This is a genomic window from uncultured Halopseudomonas sp. (assembly GCF_963977355.1).
In the GTDB taxonomy this organism is placed as follows: Bacteria; Pseudomonadota; Gammaproteobacteria; order Pseudomonadales; family Pseudomonadaceae; genus Halopseudomonas.
The window spans coordinates 33,832-53,840 of sequence record NZ_CAXBOV010000011.1 but is presented as its reverse complement, the minus strand read 5'-3'; the positions used below and the strand labels follow the sequence as shown (position 1 = coordinate 53,840).

Below are 20,009 nucleotides of genomic sequence, written 5' to 3'. Positions count from 1 at the left end.
CTCTCGTATTCTGTTTTGCCGTCGCTACAGCGCAACCGGCCATTCTTGTGCCACCCAGTAGCGAAGCGCGTCGGCCAGCATCTCCGGCGAGCCCTGACGACAACTGTAGCCCGCATCCGCTACCGCTTGGGGCATGACGGCGCAGGTGGCGCTGGCAGCGTCCTGGGTCCACACCTGGATGCCCTGGTTGCGGAGCCGTCCACAAGCCTCAACACCATCCTCACCCATGCCACTGAAAATAATGGCCCCACACGCTGGTGCGAAGGCGCCAGCCACTGAATCGAGCAATGTCTCGATGCTGGGTTGATAAGGGCCAGGCCAGGGCGTATCGCTCAGACGGATCTGCCCCTCCGGCGCGAAGCCAAGACTGCGCCTGATTGGAGCCACCAGCACTTCACCATCATGCAGATGAGCACCACTGACGCAGTTGAGTACACGCCAGGCGTTCTGCCTGCCGAGAATCGTGGGCAGCTGCGTCTCAAAACCCGCGTCTATGTGTTGGGCATAAACAAAGGCCACTGGCAGATCCGCAGGCAACCGATCAAGAAAACGTTTTACCGCGGCAGGCCCACCCAATGAAGCCGCCAGCAACCATACACAGCGTGCGGAGGGAAGCACAGCAGACGGCGTACCAGTATCACCCAGCTCCTGATGACGCTCAGGGGGAGGGCCCAACAGGGGCAACAGCTTGGCCGCCAACCTGCGTTTCCAACGTGGATAGTCCTCGCTCTCGTGGTGGGGAATCTCCCCTGCACCCAGTAGCACCGGAACTGGACTGTGCTCCAGAAGCCAATCAGCCAGTTCGGATTCCTCTTCCAGCTCCAGAAGCCAGGCGTCGGCCTCAATAGCCTCCAGCGAGGCGCAAGTCAGGCCCTCGGGCTCACCGGCAAAAATCACCCGGTAGCCGAAACCCTCGAGCACCTCCTGCAACAGTTGACGCTTCTGCATCTTGCCTGCCAGCAGCGCGATAGCAGGCGCAGCTGGCTCAATCACGAACCTTGACCAACTTGCCAATGGCCTCCAGCAATAAACTTTCCTGGTAGGGCTTGCCCAGATAATCATTCACGCCGATTGCCTTCGCCCGCTCCCTATGTTTCTCCCCGGTGCGTGAGGTGATCATCACGATGGGCAGATCCTTGAGCCGGTCATCATGGCGTACCAGCGTTGCTACCTCGAAACCGTCCATGCGTGGCATCTCGATATCCAACAGCATGATATCCGGATGCACATCCTGCAGACGGGCTATGGCCTCGATCCCGTCCTTGGCCGTAACCACTTCCATGCCATGACGTTCAAGCAGGCGTGTAGTCACCTTGCGTACGGTGATCGAGTCGTCGACCACCATGACCAGCGTGGCACGCTCGTCTTCCTTCTCGGCAATATTCTGGGCACGCTCGGCGGCCAGGCGCTGCTGGGACTGCAATGCCTGCTGGGCGCGAATAATTGCGAGCAGATCAAGAATCACTACCACCCGTCCGTCACCCAGAATGGTCGCGCCGGAAATACCAGGCACCACGGCGAATTGCTTGCCCACGCTCTTTACCACGATCTCGCGGGAGCCAGCCAGGGCATCGACCTGCACAGCCACCGTGTGCTCTGCTCCGCGGACCAGGATGACCGGCAGCGGCAGGCTGTGCCCGCTCAGACGCGGCTGCTGCCCCGTGACGAGCAGATCGCCGAGATAGCGCAGATCATATTGTTTGCCTGCATATTCGAAAGGCGGCGCATCGGGCGCGTAGTAGGCTTCCAGCTCATAGCCGGAAACCCGCACGATACCTTCAATGGTGTTCAACGGTATCGCGTACAGGTCATCTCCGGAATACACCATCAGTGCGCGGTTGACCGACACGGTAAAGGGCAGGCGGATCGTGAATGTACTGCCTTTGCCAGGACGAGTATCCAGGCTCATGCTGCCACCGAGCTGTTTGACTTCGGAATTGACCACGTCCATGCCCACGCCGCGGCCGGAAATCTGGGTGACCTTGTCCGCAGTGGAGAAGCCTGCCTCGAGAATGAACTGCAAAACCTCCTGGTCGGTCAGTTCGGCATCCACATCCATAAGACCCCGTTCGATCGCCTTGCGCCGCACGGCGTCAAGATTGATCCCTGCACCATCATCAGAAAGCAAGAGAACAATCTCACCACCCTGGCGTTGCAGATCCAGGGTGATGCGTCCCTCCTCCGGCTTACCTTTATCCTGGCGCGCCTCTGGCAATTCGATACCGTGGTCCACGGCGTTGCGCAGCATATGTTCCAGGGGTCCAATCATCCGCTCTAGCACGCTGCGATCCATTTCCCCTTCGGCGCTACCGATCTCCAGGCTTACCTGCTTGCCCACTTCGCTGGCGACCTGACGAACCACACGGCGCATACGCGGCAACAGGCGCTCGAATGGCACCATGCGCGTGCGCATCAGGCCCTCCTGCAGCTCGGTGTTGACCCGCGCCTGTTGCAACAGGAGCGTTTCTGCGTCACGGCTTTTGGCAGCCAGCGTCTCCTTCAGATCGAGCAAGTCGGACGCGGACTCGAACAGTGAGCGCGACAGCTGTTGCAACTGGGAGTAACGGTCCATCTCCAGCGGATCAAAGTCTTCGTAGGCCTGCTCGATTTCCTCCTGGTGACGGGACAGAATCTGGGCCTGGGTTTCCATATCAAGTCGACGCAACTGGTCGCGAACACGCTCGATGGTGCTATCAACGTCCTGCAGGGTGTGCGCCAGGTCGTTGACCTGCTGTTCGATACGACCGCGAAAGATCGACGTCTCACCAGCCAGGTTGACCAGCTCTTCAAGCAGCTTGGCCGAGACCTTGACTGTCTCCTGCCCGCTGATGCGTGCCGACTGGTCGTCGCTGTCCGTTTCACTGGCGGCCATCGCCTGCTGCAATATTCCCTTCACCGCTGCCAGTGTCTGGCGCGGCGCCGGAGCGGGCTCCTGGACCGCACTCAGGCTCTCCGTTGGTGCCGGCGCAGGCACTGCAGACGGCGCCATCTCAGGCATCGACCAATCCGCCGGGCCCGGCTCAACGCCGCCACCCAATGTATCCAGAGCCTCATGCAAGCCTTGCAACTGAGCTTTCAGCTGATCATGAGGGGTATTGCTGTTTTGCAAGGCCGTTTCCAGAGTCTTGCTCTGCTCGGCCAATGCCGTCTGCCCCGCCATGCGCGCGCTACCCCTGAGCGTTTGCACCCGACGGGCCAACTCATCACCGGCCGATGAATCATGGGGCATGCGCTCAAGCAGTTCGGTACAGGGTGCAACGATTTCACGCGCCTCTTCCAGGAACATGCCCAGCATGCCCTGCAGCGGATCTCCGGCCGTTCCCTCAGTGGAAAAGGCGTGCTCGACCTCGGGTTCCCGCTCTGGCTGGGATGCTGTCGTCCCGCCATGGCCTGGTAATTGTGGCGGCTGGTCCGGCCGCGCACGATAACCCTTGATCGCGGCGATAAGCGCTGAACCGTCACTGATGGGCCGTCCGGCCATGACGCCCTCGACCATGTTGGCGAGATCATCATGGCAGGCATGCAACAGATCATTGAGTCCGTTGCTGGGCTGGTATCGCTGGTTGGCCAGGCCTTCGTAAAGGAACTCAAGCTCGTGGGCCAGATCGCCAATCGGCGGGATCTCTGCCATGCGAGCACCGCCCTTGAGCGTATGCAGATCACGCTGCAGGGACTCCACCGCAAGAGTATTGGCCGGATCGCCGATCCACTCCTGCAGGCTCGCGGAAGAGCTGTCGATAATTTCCTGAGCTTCCTCCAGGAAAATATCCACCAGCTCCGCATCGGTGCCCGCATCCCGCGGATTCCAGGTCGGCTGTCCCACAGACTTAACCAGCGAGGCCCCAGGTGCTTCAGTAGCCTGCACTGGGGGTTGAGATACACCCGGCAACAAGGCCTGTAACACCGCAATTTCCACATCGGCCGGCGGAATATGCTGGTGGGCCGCCACTTGATCCATCATGCCGATCAGGCGCTCATGTGCCACTGCAAGCGCATCAGCCTCAGGCTGACCCAGCTCTATTCGGCCGGTCATCAGCGCTTCATGGAAGTCTTCGAGCTTCTGACAAAGGGATTCGATGACGCCCAGATCCACGTCGCCGGCCACTTCACCAAGCGCGCGCAGGCTCTGGCACAGCTCACGGCTATCGATAGCCGGACCCTGGCCATTCTCCCACAGCGCCAGCGCATCGGTGACATCCAGCAACTGATCGATACCCTCGGTCAGGAATATCGACAGGAGACCGCTTTGGGCTGGGCTCTGATCCATGTCGGCACGACTGCTATCACGGGCAGCCAGGCCCTGACGCCAAAGATCATCGAGGCGTTCTAGAAACTCATCGGTACCCTCAAGGGTACGTTCAGGATTGCTGTCGAGCTGGGCCACGCCAGCTTCAAAAAGGATCACAGCCTCGCCAAGCAGATCCGCCAGGGGCTGTTCGACAGGGATCAGGTTGGCCTTGAAGTCCTTGGCCAGTTTCTCCAATGGCGTGGCAAGCACCGCAATCGGCTGAATGCCCGCCATGTGTGCACTGCCCTTGAGGGTATGCAGCGCACGCTGCAGAGCATCGCTAATCTGGCGAGGCAAGCCCTGTTCACACTGGTCGATAAAGGCGTTTATCTGTTCGATGTGAGACTGGGTTTCATTGTTGAAAATCTCCAGCAACACAGGGTCCAGACCGTGCTCAAGCGCAACTGCTTGCAGATCAGGTGCAGGCTGATCCGAATCATCCGTCTCCGCGCTGGCTGGTTCGTCCTCGGCGCCCTGTTCAGCTATCTCGGACAGCCAATCCTCTCCATCCCCTTTCGCGGGCATGGTGTCGAGCTCTGAATCAAGGTCTGAGTCGAACTCGTTTTCGCTTTCGTGCTCGGATTCGGATTCGGATTCGGGCTCGATTTCAAGATCCACCTCAGCAACTGGCAAGGCCTCAAAATCTTCTGCGTCGTGATCTACGTCGACAGATAGCGGGTCATTGATTAGGTCGGACGTCTGTTCAGTCGAGTCTTCCAGCGGCTCTTCCAGGCTCTCCAACTGCTCCTGGCCGGCCAGCATTGCTTCTTCCGCCGACTCACCGCGCGACAATGCATCCGCCACACTCGCCAGCCGGGATACCTCTGGCAGATTCTGCTGCTTGCTGAGAGCAAAATCATCCACAAGTTCTGGCATCAGGGCGCGTACAGCATTGATTACGTCAAATACGGTTGGCGTAAGATCAATACTGCGGTCGATGACCCGGTTGAGCATGTTTTCAACTGACCAGGCGAGCTCCGCCATGATGCCAGCCTTGACCATCCGGCCACTGCCCTTGAGTGTGTGGAAAGCGCGGCGTACCTCGGCACGGGCTTTATGGTCATCGTTGTTGGCCTGCCAGACCGGTGTGTACTCGGTCAGCGTCTCAAGTACCTCCCCGGCTTCTTCGACAAAGATCTCGATCAGCTCCGCATCGAATTCGTCGTCTTCGGCTTCTACCTCTACCTCGGCGCGAGCATCAGCAGCAGCGTCAACCTCTGCATTCGCAGGTGACGTCTGGTCAGGGGCATCGATGCCCGGCGGAGCATGGCTCGGGGTGATTTCGAGGTGGTCCAGTTCCTCTGGAAGGGCATCCAGTTCCAGTTCGGAATCTGAACTGGGCTCGGGCTCTGCATCTGAGGTTTGCTCAATGGACATATCCGGCTGTTCGGCACCGGTCTCGTCTTGCACATCCACGGTGTCGGGCAGCGTCTCGGCGACCTCGGACGGGGTCTCCGACTTCACCATTCCAAGGCCGTAATCGAGCTCAAGCAGGCGTTCTGCGGCTACCGCAAGGATGCTGTCACCGCGCTCACTGTCGTCCTCGGCAAGCCGCTCGAGGTAATAATCGACACTGGTTATCACATCAGCCAGCGCATCAAGTTCTGGCCAATCGGGAATCTTTTTCGGGGTGAGCAACTGCTCGACAACATAGCGCCGGCAATTGCCGATGATCGCTGCGCACTGCACCAGCGGCAGCATCTCCAGGCCACCGCGCACGCTATTGAGTAGATCAGCTACAGGCTCCAGCTGGGAATGATCCCACTGGCTGATGATAAAGGCATTGATCGATTCGCGACTCTGCTCAAGTGCGTTACGTGCTTCCTGTACCACCTGCCTGTGCACCAGAACCATATCCTGGGCCGCAGCCAGACGCTGCATGTCACTGCCCTGCGATGTATCGGCTACATCACCGCGCTCGCGCTCCATCCCCAGAATGCCATGCAGGCTAGCCTCAACATAGAGCAGGCCTCCCGCCACATCCATCAATGAGGAGTCGTTGATAACCGACACACCGCCGGCCAGTTGGCCGACCAGTTCAATTTGTTCCAGCAGGACCCGCCGTGGCTGACCCAGACCCAGCATGGCCAGGGTATCGGCAATCTGCTTCATGGCCGGAACCAGGGCCGCAAGTTCGTGAGTTTGTGTGCGATCGCCGCGCACAAACAGATCCAGTCGATCCTTGACCTGCAGTAGCTCCTCGCCAAGAGCTTCAACTACAGACTGCATGGCGCTGCGGTCCGGTCCGACCAGCCGCGAACCGGTCGCCTGGTTGGCAATGTCGTCGTCGGTGAGCAAGGCCTTGAGCTGGTAACGCTGCTTCAAACCATCGAGGCGCGGACTGCCCCCGGGACTCTTGGCCACGTAAAACAACAGATTGCGCAATAATTCTGGAGCTGGCGGGGTGTCCAGCGCTGTCGCACCCAGATCCAGCAATTGCCGGACCTCTCGATCTGCCTGGCGCAACAGCTGCTTGATGGCTGCACCAGGGTCAATCGTGCCATGTTCGACACCCTCGACGACGCCGGCATAGGCGGCCCAGAGATCGGCATGGGCCGATCCCTGACACAGGGTTTGCAGGCGCGCAAATACCTTGCCTAGCTGACGAGCGTTGGCTGGAATCTCTTGGTTTCGGATGACCCCGGCATGGGCAATCTGCATAGCCTGGCGCAGCTTGCGCAGTTGGCGAATATTGTCATCTGCGGCGAAATTACCCAGCCGCTCGGCGCCATCGGCTGGGCTGCCGGTGTCGACGTCCGGGGTGAAGAGCGCATTTTCCGACAGCAGATTTTCACCACGGGCGGTGCGCATATCATTCAACAGCGGCAACAACACCAGGGGCAAATCACGGCGACCCGACTGCACGCGGTCCAGATAGGTTGGCAGTTGAAGTATGGCCTGCATCAGCACGTCGAGGGCCTCGCCCTCCCTGCTGGTCGAGCCGTGCATGAGGGCCTGGGCCAGCTTCTCCATTTCCTCGGCAAGCAAGGCTGCACCGTAGAATTCGACCATCTGGAGCGTGCCGTGAACCTGATGGATATAGGTCAGGCAGAAACGCAACCGGGTTGAATCCCCGGGATTCTCGACAAAGGCTTCCAGGGCTTGACGCGCTTGGTTCAGCGTCTCGGAAATCTCCCCTTTTACCCAGTCAAGGGCGACATAATCATGCCGATCACCCATAGTCACTCCAGACTTTCCTGAGAAGCCCGCCGCACATAGGCCTGTACCCGATCATCAGGTACCCGCTCGAGCAGGGGATTGTTCCAGTCCACTATTTCACCTAGTCCGATGATCAGCATGCCACCTGGAGCCAGTCTTTTGGCCAGCAGGTTGAGCAGGTCGCGGCGGCGCCAGCGTCGGAAGTAGATGAGCAGGTTCTGGCAAAAAATGATATCCAGATCCCGTATCGGGGCCTGGGCCAATTCCAGGATGTTCAGCCTGGTAAAGCAGATTCGGTCACGCAACGAAGGCAGAATTTCCAGCTTGTCGCCTTCGACAGGCTGCATCCAGCGATTCTTCTCTGCGTCGGTAAGGCCACCCAGACGACCGACCGGATAGCGCGCGAGGCGCGCCTGTTCCAGGGCCTTGAGGCTGATATCGGTGGCCCAAATCGCATAATCGGGGGCGGCACTGGCAGTATCCGCCAGACATTGTTCAGTAATCAGGGCCAATGAGTAGGCTTCTTCGCCACTAGCGCACCCCAGGCTCCACAACTGCAAAGGCTGGTTCGGCACGCGCGTGGCGAGCAGACCCTGAAGATGGCTCTGCACACAGTCAAAGGAGGGGCGGTGGCGCATGAAGCTGGTTTCGCGCACCGTCAGACGATCAATAAGGGCCGACCATTCGATCGCTCCGGCCGGACCCTGAGTTACATACTCGTAGTAACTCTGGTAATCCTCGATCTGCAACTCGCGCATGCGCGCGCCCAGACTGGTCTGCAGAAAAACCCGGCGCTGGTCAGTGACGCAGACTCCTGTCCGCGCCTCGAGCAATGCCTGCCATTGATGGAATTGCTGCATATCCATCTCCGGCAGTTGCTGTAGTGACCAATTCGGCGTTTTCTGCACTGTGTTTCCCTTGCTCATTGCGGAGTGCAGATAGCCGCCAGGCTACCCGCGCGCCCATCTCAAAGTTGCTGCGGCAGGGTAAAGCCATCGACCGATTGACGCATCGATTCGGCCTGCGCTGCCAGATCGCCAATGCTGCGCGCTGTGGCGGTGGTACCGGCGGATGTCTGGGAGGTGATCTCCTGGATGACGTTCATGGTGTTGGAAATATGACCGGCAGACGATGCCTGCTGGCGGGCAGCGTTGGAGATGTTCTGAATCAGCGCCGCGAGGCTGGTCGATACCTTTTCGATCTCTTCCAGTGCCACACCCGCGTCCTGGGCCAGGCGTGCGCCGCGTACCACCTCGGAAGTGGTCTGTTCCATCGAGATAACTGCCTCGTTGGTGTCGGTCTGAATCGTCTTTACCAGCGCTTCGATCTGCTTGGTCGCCGCTGAGGAACGTTCCGCCAGACGCTGTACTTCATCCGCTACCACCGCGAAACCGCGACCGGCGTCGCCGGCCATGGAGGCCTGGATCGCCGCGTTCAATGCAAGGATGTTGGTCTGGTCGGCGATGTCGTTGATCAGGCTTACGATGTCGCCAATCTCCTGGGAAGATTCACCCAGTCGCTTGATCCGCTTGGATGTATCCTGAATCTGCTCACGAATGGTATCCATGCCGGTGATGGTGTTCTGCACCACCTCGTTACCCTTGTTGGCGATGGCTACCGAGCGCTCTGCTACCGCGGAGGATTCGGCGGCGTTAGCCGATACCTGGTCAATCGACACGGCCATTTCGTTTACCGCTGCCGAAGCGCCGGCAATTTCCTGCGCCTGGTGCTCGGAGGCTTCAGCCAGGTGCATTGCCGTGCCCTGGGTTTCCTGGGCGGCGGCGGATACCTGCAGGGCGGTATCGTTGATCGTACCGACCAGGGCGCGCAGTTGGTCAATGGTGTAGTTGATCGAGTCGGCGATGGCGCCAGTGAAATCTTCACTCACCGTGGCCTCCGCAGTCAGGTCACCGTCTGCAAGGTCGGCGATCTCATCGAGCAGACGCAGAATCGCGGCCTGGTTCTTGTCATTCTTTTCGGCTGTCTCGGCAAGACGACTGCGCGTTTCACGGGTCATCTGGACACCGATCAACAGGATGCAGGCCAATGCCACGATGCCCAGGAAATAACCAAACAGGGTGTTGATCCAGCGCGCGTCACTGCGTGCTTCGAAACCCATCGTCAGCGTAGACACGTTTTCCAGCAGCAGCTGCGAGTCAGCGAAAATCTGGTTTGCCGCCAGACTCACCTGATACAACTCGGGCGAGGTCAGCAGAATTTCATCTACCGAATCGGATACGAAACGGAAAAGATCGGCAATCTCGTTCAGTCGAACCACTACCTGGGGGTCTGTCACCTGGGAGATACCCATGGTGGCATTGCCCTCGAGCATCCCGAGCAGTACGCGACCGAACAGGCTGGCATCACGGCCGAAGCTGTCCGCTGCCATCACCGCGTCTTCCTCACCGGCGAGTACTCGGTTTACCGAGTTCAGAATCCGCTCACCCAGCAGCGACTGGCGCTGGGCAATCGCTACCTGGTCAGCGGGAGCCTGACCGATGATCAGCAGATCCACCACTTCCTCGTATTCCACCTGCAGCTGAGGAATAGTGTCGGAAAGGGTCAGGGCCACTTCATTCAGGGACAGCACGGTACGCTGGCTGGCGAGAATTTCGTCAGCGTTGGTACGTACCCGGTTCCAGTTGCCCTGAACCTGGGCGACCTGCTGATCAAGTACTGCCGGCGCCGAAGGCAAGCCGGTTTCGGAGCGTCCGAGCGTCAGATAATCCCAGCGGCGCTGGAAGTCGTTCCGTGCATCCAGCAACTGGCCGAACGCCTCGGGCGTCCCCGTCGCGGCCTCACTGGCCGACTTTGATATCTGCTGGGACAGTACCCGCAGCTCACCGGCGTGACCGATGTACTCAGTGTCGTAACCACTCTGGATGTTGAGGTACAGGAAGTTGACGAACAGCAAGAGCAGCGACAGGACCAGGGCTGCGAACAGACCGGTAATCGTGCGATTGCTTCGCATTGCGGAGAAAATCTGAGTATCGAACTTTTTCATCATCTGGCCCCTACCTGGCCTACCGCATGGTTCTTATTGTTGCTCTTATCTGTCGCGTTACCGGAGTATCCGGTCGCCCCCTGATCAAATCGCTACGTCGAGAAACGCCTGATCTCGCGCCAATGCCCTGAAATTGAAAACCAGGGAGACCTGGTCCTGGACATACGCTCCCACAACGAAGGGCCGAAACCCTTCATCCGTTGTGGGCACATCGGTCGTAAAGCTGGTTACTGGAAAATGTTGCATGCCGAGGAGTTCGTCGACCAGCAGGCCCACAAACAAGCCGTCTCGATCAAGCACCAGTACCCTGCGTTGTTTGCGTGGGGCACTGATAGTGGCACCGAAAAAACGGCTCAGATCGATAATTGGCAGCAGGCGACCACGCACGTTGGCCACGCCGCGGACCCAACTCTTGACCCGCGGCAGGGCTGTGTAACGAGGCTCGTGGAGAATCTCAGCGACCTCACCCATCGCTGCGACCATCGCCTGTCCGGCGAGTCGGAAACCCACACCACTCCAGGTCTCGCTAACTACATCCTGCGCGGGCAAGCCCATGGCCTGACTACGACAATGCTGTGCAAGCTGCCTGAGAAGATCGAAAGGATGAATTGATTCTGCCATGCCGGGCCTGTTCTGGTTGTTATGCGGCATGTGCCAGGGGCCCTCAGGCTCCCAGCACGGACTTCAATGTCTTGATCAGGGTGGCTTCTTCAACGGGCTTGGTCAGGTAATCTTTGGCACCCTGACGCTTGCCCCACACCTTATCCGTTTCCTGATCCTTGGTTGTCACAATAATGACCGGGATATGCGCGGTCTCGGCGTCCTTGGTCAATTGACGGGTCGCCTGAAAACCGTTGAGACCGGGCATAACAATATCCATCAACACCGCGTCGGGTTTCTCCTGACGGGCCAGAGCTACACCATCTGCTCCGTTCTCGGCCTTGAGCACTTCATGGCCGTGCTTTTCCAGCATGCCTGTGAGCTTGTACAACTCGGTCGGCGAATCATCTACAACAAGTATTCGGGCCATTTGGCTCCCCCGGTATGGCTGACGGTGCGAAGGCTCACGCCCCCGAAGCACCTGCTAGGTCGTCGGATTGCGGAACGTGGGCGCGGATGGCGCCCAGCAGCTCTTCCTTGCTGAAAGGCTTGGTAAGATACTGATCAGAGCCGACGATGCGTCCCTTGGCCTTGTCGAACAGCCCGTCCTTGCTTGAGAGCATGATCACCGGCGTACCGCGAAAGGCGCTGTTGTTCTTGATCAGGGCACAGGTCTGATAGCCGTCGAGCCTGGGCATCATGATATCGACGAAGATGATGTCCGGGTTGTTGTCGGCAATCTTGGCCAACGCGTCAAAACCGTCAACGGCGGTTATAACGGTACAACCAACCTTTTTGAGCAAGGTTTCGGCGGTTCTGCGGATGGTTTTGCTGTCGTCAATGACCATGACTTTCAGGCTTTCGAAATTTTCTTCCATTTGACCAGCCCTTGTTATTAATGGTGAGTCGTCGGCGCCTACGTCAATATGGCGGCGCCAAAACACTCTTTCCCTATTCTGCGTACTTTTATCACAGTTTCCGTGGCCAATCTATTTGGCAACAAGGTATATCTGTTTTTCTACCGCTGGATGTCAGATATGAGACATCTCACGACATTAGTCAACCTTTCACCCCGAGCTGCGCAAGGTTACACTCCTTTTGCATCTTGCCCCACTCTGCGGACCGACTCCCAATGCATATTCGACTTGGCATCGTAATGGACCCCATCCATTCGATCAGTTACAAGAAAGACAGCTCGCTGGCCATGCTGCTGGCCGCCCAGAAGCGTGACTGGGAGCTGTTCTACCTCGAACCCCAGGATCTCTATCTGGTCGACGGCCAAGCCATGGGGCATATGCGGCCACTGCGCGTGCATGCCGATCCGGAACACTGGTATGACCTGGGTGATCCCACCCATGCGCCACTGGCTGATCTGGATGTAGTACTGATGCGCAAGGACCCGCCCTTCGATGATGAGTTTCTATATGCAACGCATATTCTCGAAGCAGCGGAGCGGGCCGGTGTGCTGGTGGTCAATCGTCCGGCCAGCCTGCGCGACTGCAACGAAAAACTCTTTGCCACCCAGTTCCCCCAATGTGCGCCTCCCAACCTGGTCACCCGGCGCGGAGATATTCTGCGCTCTTTTATCGCCGAGCACCGTGACGTAATTCTCAAACCGCTGGAAGGGATGGGCGGATCGATGATATTTCGTATCCGCGAGGGCGATAGCAACCTGAGTGTGATCATCGAAACCCTGACCCGGCACGGACAACAGCAGATCATGGCGCAAAAGTATCTGCCGGAGATCAGCAACGGCGACAAGCGCATACTGATGATCGAAGGCGAGCCCGTTCCCTATTGTCTGGCACGCGTCCCCCAGAAAGGTGAAACCCGTGGCAACCTGGCGGCTGGCGGCCGAGGCGAAGCCCGCCCGCTGACTGACCGCGACCGCTGGATTGCCGAGCAGGTTGGCCCTTCTCTTCGCCAGCGGGGCTTACTGTTCGTGGGCCTGGACGTAATCGGTGACTATCTCACTGAAATCAACGTAACCAGCCCGACCTGTATCCGCGAGATAGACAATGCCTACCAGACAGATATCGGCGGCCAGCTCATGGACGCGATCCAACGCCAGCTGGAGGCGCGGTCGGGTACGTAGACATTTGCGGGATTGCGCGGCAGACTGCGCACAAACGTCAGCCGCATCCCGCCTACGGACAGCATGAAAAAAGCCGCCAAACCCACCACATCCTCTGCCGCCTCTGCCCCCACTGAGGTGACGTCCCGCGACCGTCTGGGGTTTGCGCTGTTTATAGCTGCGGTGCTGCACGCATTGGTGATTCTGGGTATCACCTTCGACCTGCCCTCTCCCAGCGAACTGTCCAAGACACTGGAAATAACCCTGGCTACACAGCCAAGCGAGAAGGTGCCCGACAAGGCAGACTACCTGGCGCAGCTCAACCAGGAAGGCAGCGGAACTCTCGATGAGAAGGCCGCGCCCAGTACGACAGAAGAAACCATCTTTCAGGATGCGGAAATCAATACCGTCACTCCACCCCAGGAAGCCAGTGCACCGCCACCCGCCCCCGCCGTGGAAAAGCAGGTTGTAACAACCACATCCCGCCAGCCCGAAAAGGCTGTTACCGCGCAGGATGTGCCTCCCCCGGAAAAAAAGATCAATCCTTCACTGCCGCGCTTCAATCGCAGCCAACTGTCGGCGGAAATCGCCAGCCTTGAAGCTCAGCTCGCCGAGGAAAAGCAGCTCTATGCCAACCGGCCGCGTGTTCATCGACTCAATGCGGCATCGACCATGCAAGACAAGGGCGCCTATTACAAGGATGCCTGGCGGCGCAAGGTAGAACGCGTCGGCAACCAGAACTACCCGGCCCAGGCCCGAAGCGAGCGTATCTATGGCAGCCTGCGTTTGCTGGTATCGATCAACCGCGATGGCACCCTGCGCGAAGTCCAGATTCTAGAATCCTCCGGCCACCAGGTACTGGACAACGCTGCCCAGCGCATCGTAAGACTCGCGGCGCCATACGCGCCATTCACCGGTGACCTGATGGATGTGGATGTGCTGGAGATCATCCGCACCTGGCGTTTTGAGCCCGGCGATACAATTTCCAGCTTCTGACCCGGCCTTGAACTGCGCTGAAGCTTGAAGCTTGCCAGCCAAACCCCAATACTAGGCGAATGAGCCAAATCACCTCGAGTTACCTCAAGCATCACTTTCTGATCGCCATGCCGCATATGGCGGATCCCCGCTTCGTCAACAGCCTGATCTACCTCTGCGACCATGATGAGCATGGCGCCATGGGCCTGGTAATCAATCAGCCCGGCGAACTGAACCTGGCAGATATCCTCGAGCAGCTGCAACCGGATACCGATCTACCCGGAGCGATAGCTAGCGTTCCCGTCTACAACGGCGGGCCGGTGCAGACCGAGCGCGGATTCGTGCTGCACCGCGGCCCGCAACAATGGGAAGCAAGCATGGATCTGGGCTCGCTGCAGCTAACCACCTCGCGGGATATTCTCCTGGATATGTCCCGCGGCATCGGACCCGAGGATGTGCTGATCATGTTGGGGTACACCGGCTGGGACGCTGGGCAGCTCGACCAGGAACTGGTCGACAATGTCTGGCTCAGTTGCCCCGCCGACAACCAGATCCTGTTCGAGCTGCCCAGCGACCAGCGCCTTGCTGCGGCTGCGCGCACGCTGGGGATCGACTTGAACCTGCTGACCAGTCAGGCCGGACACGCCTGATGAGCACACTGCAACGCGCCATGGGCTTCGACTACGGTACGCGCCAGATTGGCGTAGCCGTTGGCCAGAGCCTGACCTGCCGGGCAGAACCAGTCGCCGTCCTGCGTGCCCGCGATGGCGTGCCGGACTGGAGCCAGATCGAGCGCCTGATCAGCGAATGGAAGCCCGACACCCTGGTTGTCGGCCTGCCGCTGAACATGGACGGCACCCCCAGCGAGATGAGCGCACGCGCGGAAAAATTCGCCCGCCGCCTGCATGGCCGATTCAATCTACCTGTCGACTGTATCGACGAGCGTCTTTCCACCTTTGAAGCCAAACAGAGCCTGCGCGACAGCGGTCGCACGCCAGCCAGCTATCGGGATAATCCGGTGGATAGCCTGGCCGCCGCACTGCTGCTGGAAACCTGGCTTGGCAACCTACCCAAGGAGATATCATGAGCGCTCTGCCCGACGTAGCCCCGCTGCTCGAGCGCATGGCTGCGGACCTGACCGAGTATCTGTCACACCGCAATATCCAGAACCCGGCCTTTGTCGGCATACACACCGGTGGCGTCTGGATCGCCGAGCACCTGCGCAACCAGTGTCTGCCCGATGCACCCCTGGGTACGCTGGATATCGCCTTTTATCGCGACGATTTCGAGCAGAACGGGTTGCCCCCAAGGGTGCGCCCGTCGGAGCTGCCCTTCAGTGTTGATGACCGACATCTGGTGCTGGTCGACGATGTGCTCATGACCGGCCGCACCATTCGCGCAGCCCTCAATGAACTCTTCGACTATGGGCGTCCGGCGTCGGTAACACTGGTCTCACTGATCGATATAGAGGCACGCCAGCTACCTATCCGGGCAGACGTACTGGGCACCAGCCTGACCCTGCCCGAGGGTCAGCGCGTCAAGCTGACCGGACCCCAGCCCCTGCAACTGACCCTGAATTCCGTCGCCCAGTAGAGAGCCCAATGACCCCTATACCCAGTCATCTGCAACTCAACCACCAGGGACAGCTTCGTCACTTTCTGACTATTGAGGGCCTCTCGCGGGCCCTGCTGACCGAGCTGCTGGACACCGCCGACTCCTTCCTCGAAGTAGGTGAACGTGCCGTCAAGAAAGTCCCGCTGCTGCGCGGCAAAACCGTGTGCAACGTGTTTTTCGAAAATTCCACACGCACCCGAACCACCTTCGAGTTGGCTGCCAAGCGGCTCTCGGCTGACGTACTCAATCTGAACATCCAGACTTCCTCGACCAGCAAGGGCGAAACGCTGTATGACACGCTGCGCAACCTTGAGGCAATGGCTGCGGACATGTTCGTGGTACGCCACGGCGACTCCGGCGCTGCGCACTTTATCGCCCAACAGGTCTGCCCGGACGTAGCCATCATCAACGCCGGGGACGGCAATCACGCGCACCCGACCCAGGCGATGCTCGACATGCTGACCATTCGCCGGCACCGGGGCAATTTCGAGAATCTATCCGTGGCCATCGTCGGGGACATCCTGCATTCACGGGTGGCGCGCTCCAATATGCAGGCGCTGCATACCCTGGGCTGCCCCGATATTCGGGTAATCGCGCCACGCACCCTGCTCCCCGCAGGGATTGAGCAATACGGCGTCCGAGTGTTCAACGACCTGCGTGTCGGTCTGCGCGACGTCGATGTGGTAATCATGCTGCGTCTGCAGAAAGAGCGTATGCAAAGCGGCCTGCTACCCAGCGAAGGCGAGTTCTACCGCCTCTACGGTCTGACCCGTGAAACCCTGGCCCTGGCCAAGCCCGACGCCCTGGTCATGCATCCAGGGCCGATCAACCGGGGCGTAGAGATTGAATCCGAGGTGGCCGACGGTGCTCAGTCGGTGATTCTCAATCAGGTTACCTACGGCATAGCCGTGCGGATGGCCGTGATGTCCATGGCCATGGCCGGACAGAATGCCCAGCGCCAGTACAACCAGGAAGCCCAGCATGCGACTGACCATTGAAGGCGCCCGGGTCATCGATCCGGCCAATCAGCTTGACCAGATTACCGATTTGCATATCGAAGAGGGGCGCATTCATGCCATAGGCGCGGCCCCAGAGGGGTTCCAGGCCCAGCAGACAATTGACGCCAGCGGCCTTATCGCCAGTCCTGGTCTGGTCGACCTGAACGTCAGTCTGCGTGAACCCGGCCAGACCCGCAAGGGCACCATCGACAGCGAAACCCGTGCGGCTGCGGCCGGGGGCGTTACCAGCCTGTGCAGCCTGCCTGATACCCGGCCAGTGCTGGACACCCCGGCAGTCGCCGAGCTTATTCTCGAACGCAGTGAGCGGGCCGGCCATGCGCGGGTATTCCCCTTCGGCGCCCTGACCCACGGCCTGGATGGTGAGCACCTGAGCGAGCTGGTCGCCCTGCGAGACGTCGGCTGTGTGGCGTTTACTCAGGGTCTGGCACCCATGAAGAGCAATCGTATTCTGCGCCGCGCTCTGGAATATGCAGCCGGCTTCGATGTGCCGGTCGTGTTCATGTCACAGGATCCGGAAATGGCCCAGGGCGGCAGTGCCCACGAAGGTCCGACCGCCGCGCGCATGGGCCTGATAGGGATTCCCGAAAGCGCCGAAACCATCGCCCTGGCACGTGATTTATTGTTGGTCGAGCAGACTGGCGTGCAGGCCCATTTCAGCGGACTGAGCAGCGCCCGCGCAATGGATATGCTGGCTGATGCCAGGGCCCGTGGATTGCGTGTGACCGCCGACGTGGCGATGTATCAGTTACTGCTCTGCGATGAAGATCTGGAAGGCTTCTCGAGCTTGCTGCACGTGCTGCCACCCCTGCGCAGCAGCAGCGATCGGCATGCCCTGCGCCAGGCCGTACAGGAAGGCGTGGTGCAGGCCATTTCCTCCCATCATCAGCCCCACGAACAGGAAGCCAAGCGGGTGCCCTTCGCCGCTTCGGCGACCGGCATCAGCAGCATTGAAGTACTGCTGCCATTGGCGATGACACTGGTCGCTGACGGATTGCTCGAACTTCCCGCACTGCTGTCCCGGCTGACCAGCGGCCCGGCAAGTGCACTGGGGCTGCCAGCGGGCCATCTGGCCCTGGGCGCGCATGCCGACGTTACGCTGTTCGATCCTGTCGAAGCGAGCCTGGTAGGCCACAACTGGATCTCCAAGGGCGCCAACTGTCCCTTTATCGGCAAGGGTGTGCCCTGTAAAGTTACCCACACCATATGTAATGGAAAACTGGTTTATAAGGCCTGACAAGGCACATCTTAAAGGGAGTTTACATGGCAGCCTTTGGCCTTCGCGGCAAGTCGATTCTGGCGCTGTTGCTCGTCTGCCTGCTGGCACTGGTACCCGCTGCCTTCATTGGCTGGCTGGTGCTGCAGGGTATCCATGAACATTTCGCCGATGCCTACGCGCGTAACGCCACACTGCTGAGCCGCGAAAAGATCCGCGCACCGATTTCCCGCGAGCTGGCACTGTCGCTGCGCCTCGCCGACTCTGAAGTGACCCGCCAGTGGCTGCTCGATGAGGATGATCCAGCCAAGCGTGATCTGTTCTTTCGCGAGGCCGAGGGCTATCGCCGGGACTTTCGCGATCACGCCTACTTCATCGGTAGCACGGGCAGTCTGCGGTACTACTTCAACAGCAACGAGGAGCCGCCCAGCCAGGCAGCCCGCTACATTCTCGACAAAGCTGATGAAGCCGATCGCTGGTTTTTCAGCACGCTGCAGGACACCGAAAACTACAACATCAACGTTGATTACAATCGCGAACTCAACACCACCAAGGTCTGGTTCAACATTCTGGTCGTCGATCGCAGCGGCAGTACCATTGGTCTGGCGGGCTCCGGTCTTAACCTGTCGACCTTTATCAATGATTTCATTGCCAGCGACGCCCCTGGCGTCACGCCCATGATCCTGGACGTGAATGGTGCCATTCAGGTGCACCAGGATTCGTCGCTGATCGCGCTCAACTCCGGCGCAGTCGGAGAGACTGAAGAGGGTGCCAGACTGTTCAGCCTGCTTGGCAGCCCCGAGCAGATCGAACAGATGAAGAGCGCCATGGCAAACGCCCAGCAGTCACCGGACAGCGTGGAGAGTCTCAATGTGGCCCTCAATGGCACAACGCAGCTGCTCGCCCTGACCTTCATTCCAGAACTGGGTTGGTACGTTGTAAACGCCATCGATCTCGACAGCGCCCAGGTGATCGACAGTCAATGGCTGGTCCCCCTGTTGGCTGCCCTGGTGGGGCTGGTACTGATTCTGGTCCTGCTCTTTGCCCTGGCTGTCGAAAGGCTGGTGCTGCGGCCCCTGCGCCAGCTCAAGCACAGCGCACAGGCCATGGCCGCCGGGCGCTATGACGTGGCTCTGCCACGCATACGTGATGACGAGATCGGCGAACTCAGCGCCGCCTTCAGCACCATGGCCAACAAGGTTAAAAGTCACACGCTGGAACTCGAGGAAAGGGTGCGTGAGCGCACCAGTGATCTGGAAGATGCCAACCGCGAAATGGCCACTGCGCAAAAGAAGATCGGAGACTCGATCGACTATGCCAGCCTGATCCAGCGCTCCATCCTCCCAGACCGCGAACTGCTCAGTGCCCTAGGCGAACACCACGCGGTGCTGTGGCGCCCGCGGGACGTGGTCGGGGGTGATTTCTACGTATTCCGCAGTGAACAGCGCCGCAGTCTGATCGGCGTAATCGATTGTGCCGGTCACGGCGTTCCCGGTGCACTGATGACCATGCTGGCCCATGCGGCGCTGGATCAGGCAATAACCGACTGCGGGATGGATGATCCCGCCGCCATCCTCAAGCGTACCGATCACATCATCCGCAGCATGCTGGGACATTCTGCCGAGGACAAATCCTTGGCCACCAATATGGACGTGGGTCTGGCCTATGTTGATCTTGATCAACGAATGGTGACCTTCTCCGGTGCGAAAATAGCGCTGTTTCTCAGTGATGGCGTCAAGGTAGACCATGTACCCGGTGGACGGCGTGCACTCGGAGACAGGAAAATAGGCGAATATCACAATCATCAGATCGCCCTGGGCCACAATACCTTCTATCTTTGTACGGACGGCTTCCTAGATCAGGCTGGCGGTGAGCTTGGCTTTGGCTTCGGCAATAGCCGCTTTGCCGAAATGCTGCGCGAACACGCCCGGTTGCCATTACAGGAGCAGAGCCGAGCGTTCAGCGAGACGCTGGCGAGGTATCAGGGGACTTACCCGCAACGCGATGACATCACGATGTTATGCTTTCGATTCGACTGAACTGGCCCTGACCGGCCAACTCCA

The 20,009-nt window shown here is 59.4% G+C and carries 15 protein-coding genes; 8 read left to right on the top strand and 7 right to left on the bottom strand.

What is annotated here, in order from left to right; all coding sequences use genetic code 11:
* Positions 1-24: 24 nt before the first annotated feature.
* From AAC076_RS07645 to AAC076_RS07615, 7 genes are all read right to left on the bottom strand, one after another.
* Positions 25-993, bottom strand: a complete 969-nt coding sequence (locus AAC076_RS07645) for a chemotaxis protein CheB (protein WP_339844098.1) — start codon at positions 991-993, stop codon at positions 25-27.
* The gene (locus AAC076_RS07640; protein WP_339844096.1) at positions 986-7,468 is read right to left on the bottom strand and encodes an Hpt domain-containing protein; all 6,483 of its coding nucleotides are present in this window, start codon (positions 7,466-7,468) and stop codon (positions 986-988) included. Before AAC076_RS07640 ends, AAC076_RS07645 begins: the two co-directional genes overlap by 8 nt.
* 2 nt (positions 7,469-7,470) lie before the next feature.
* Positions 7,471-8,313 (bottom strand): CheR family methyltransferase, encoded by an 843-nt coding sequence (locus AAC076_RS07635; RefSeq protein ID WP_339844231.1) that lies wholly within the window; start codon positions 8,311-8,313, stop codon positions 7,471-7,473.
* Positions 8,314-8,414: 101 nt separating this feature from the next.
* Positions 8,415-10,451 (bottom strand): methyl-accepting chemotaxis protein, encoded by a 2,037-nt coding sequence (locus AAC076_RS07630; RefSeq protein WP_339844095.1) that lies wholly within the window; start codon positions 10,449-10,451, stop codon positions 8,415-8,417.
* 84 nt (positions 10,452-10,535) lie between these two features.
* Positions 10,536-11,072: a chemotaxis protein CheW gene (locus AAC076_RS07625; protein WP_339844094.1), complete on the bottom strand. Its 537-nt coding sequence runs from the start codon at positions 11,070-11,072 to the stop codon at positions 10,536-10,538.
* A 43-nt stretch (positions 11,073-11,115) separates the two neighbouring features.
* Positions 11,116-11,481 (bottom strand): twitching motility response regulator PilH, encoded by a 366-nt coding sequence (pilH, locus tag AAC076_RS07620; RefSeq protein WP_335607198.1) that lies wholly within the window; start codon positions 11,479-11,481, stop codon positions 11,116-11,118.
* A gap of 34 nt (positions 11,482-11,515) precedes the next feature.
* Complete coding sequence (locus tag AAC076_RS07615; RefSeq protein WP_335607199.1) at positions 11,516-11,929, bottom strand: response regulator; 414 nt, start codon at positions 11,927-11,929, stop codon at positions 11,516-11,518.
* A gap of 254 nt (positions 11,930-12,183) precedes the next feature.
* Between AAC076_RS07615 and gshB the strand changes: the two genes are divergently transcribed.
* The 8 genes from gshB to siaA all read left to right on the top strand — a co-directional run bounded on the left by gshB (position 12,184) and on the right by siaA (position 19,985).
* Entirely contained in the window at positions 12,184-13,146 is a 963-nt protein-coding gene (gene gshB / locus AAC076_RS07610; protein WP_339844092.1) for a glutathione synthase, read from the top strand.
* Positions 13,147-13,209: 63 nt separating this feature from the next.
* Positions 13,210-14,121 (top strand): energy transducer TonB, encoded by a 912-nt coding sequence (locus AAC076_RS07605; RefSeq protein WP_339844091.1) that lies wholly within the window; start codon positions 13,210-13,212, stop codon positions 14,119-14,121.
* 59 nt (positions 14,122-14,180) lie between these two features.
* Positions 14,181-14,750 carry a YqgE/AlgH family protein gene (locus AAC076_RS07600; protein ID WP_339844089.1) on the top strand — a complete coding sequence of 190 codons (570 nt, stop codon included), beginning with the start codon at positions 14,181-14,183 and terminating at the stop codon, positions 14,748-14,750.
* The gene (gene ruvX, locus AAC076_RS07595; protein WP_339844088.1) at positions 14,750-15,187 is read left to right on the top strand and encodes a Holliday junction resolvase RuvX; all 438 of its coding nucleotides are present in this window, start codon (positions 14,750-14,752) and stop codon (positions 15,185-15,187) included. The genes AAC076_RS07600 and ruvX overlap by 1 nt, the downstream gene beginning before the upstream one ends.
* Positions 15,184-15,693, top strand: coding sequence for a bifunctional pyr operon transcriptional regulator/uracil phosphoribosyltransferase PyrR (gene pyrR / locus AAC076_RS07590; protein ID WP_339844087.1), 510 nt, complete (start codon positions 15,184-15,186; stop codon positions 15,691-15,693). The genes ruvX and pyrR overlap by 4 nt, the downstream gene beginning before the upstream one ends.
* A gap of 8 nt (positions 15,694-15,701) precedes the next feature.
* The gene (locus AAC076_RS07585; protein ID WP_339844085.1) at positions 15,702-16,712 is read left to right on the top strand and encodes an aspartate carbamoyltransferase catalytic subunit; all 1,011 of its coding nucleotides are present in this window, start codon (positions 15,702-15,704) and stop codon (positions 16,710-16,712) included.
* Positions 16,696-17,967: a dihydroorotase gene (locus AAC076_RS07580; protein WP_339844083.1), complete on the top strand. Its 1,272-nt coding sequence runs from the start codon at positions 16,696-16,698 to the stop codon at positions 17,965-17,967. Before AAC076_RS07585 ends, AAC076_RS07580 begins: the two co-directional genes overlap by 17 nt.
* A 26-nt stretch (positions 17,968-17,993) precedes the next feature.
* Complete coding sequence (siaA, locus tag AAC076_RS07575) at positions 17,994-19,985, top strand: biofilm regulation protein phosphatase SiaA (RefSeq protein ID WP_339844081.1); 1,992 nt, start codon at positions 17,994-17,996, stop codon at positions 19,983-19,985.
* The last annotated feature ends 24 nt before the right edge of the window (positions 19,986-20,009 follow it).

Excerpts from the sequence above, each read along its gene's own strand:
- AAC076_RS07640 (WP_339844096.1), bottom strand. The coding sequence starts at position 7,468 with ATGGGTGATCGGCATGATTATGTCGCCCTTGACTGGGTAAAAGGGGAG.
- AAC076_RS07635 (WP_339844231.1), bottom strand. The coding sequence starts at position 8,313 with ATGGATATGCAGCAATTCCATCAATGGCAGGCATTGCTCGAGGCGCGG.
- AAC076_RS07630 (WP_339844095.1), bottom strand. The coding sequence starts at position 10,451 with ATGAAAAAGTTCGATACTCAGATTTTCTCCGCAATGCGAAGCAATCGC.
- AAC076_RS07625 (WP_339844094.1), bottom strand. The coding sequence starts at position 11,072 with ATGGCAGAATCAATTCATCCTTTCGATCTTCTCAGGCAGCTTGCACAG.
- pilH (WP_335607198.1), bottom strand. The coding sequence starts at position 11,481 with ATGGCCCGAATACTTGTTGTAGATGATTCGCCGACCGAGTTGTACAAG.
- AAC076_RS07615 (WP_335607199.1), bottom strand. The coding sequence starts at position 11,929 with ATGGAAGAAAATTTCGAAAGCCTGAAAGTCATGGTCATTGACGACAGC.
- gshB (WP_339844092.1), top strand. The coding sequence starts at position 12,184 with ATGCATATTCGACTTGGCATCGTAATGGACCCCATCCATTCGATCAGT.
- AAC076_RS07605 (WP_339844091.1), top strand. The coding sequence starts at position 13,210 with ATGAAAAAAGCCGCCAAACCCACCACATCCTCTGCCGCCTCTGCCCCC.
- AAC076_RS07600 (WP_339844089.1), top strand. The coding sequence starts at position 14,181 with ATGAGCCAAATCACCTCGAGTTACCTCAAGCATCACTTTCTGATCGCC.
- ruvX (WP_339844088.1), top strand. The coding sequence starts at position 14,750 with ATGAGCACACTGCAACGCGCCATGGGCTTCGACTACGGTACGCGCCAG.
- pyrR (WP_339844087.1), top strand. The coding sequence starts at position 15,184 with ATGAGCGCTCTGCCCGACGTAGCCCCGCTGCTCGAGCGCATGGCTGCG.
- AAC076_RS07585 (WP_339844085.1), top strand. The coding sequence starts at position 15,702 with ATGACCCCTATACCCAGTCATCTGCAACTCAACCACCAGGGACAGCTT.
- AAC076_RS07580 (WP_339844083.1), top strand. The coding sequence starts at position 16,696 with ATGCGACTGACCATTGAAGGCGCCCGGGTCATCGATCCGGCCAATCAG.
- siaA (WP_339844081.1), top strand. The coding sequence starts at position 17,994 with ATGGCAGCCTTTGGCCTTCGCGGCAAGTCGATTCTGGCGCTGTTGCTC.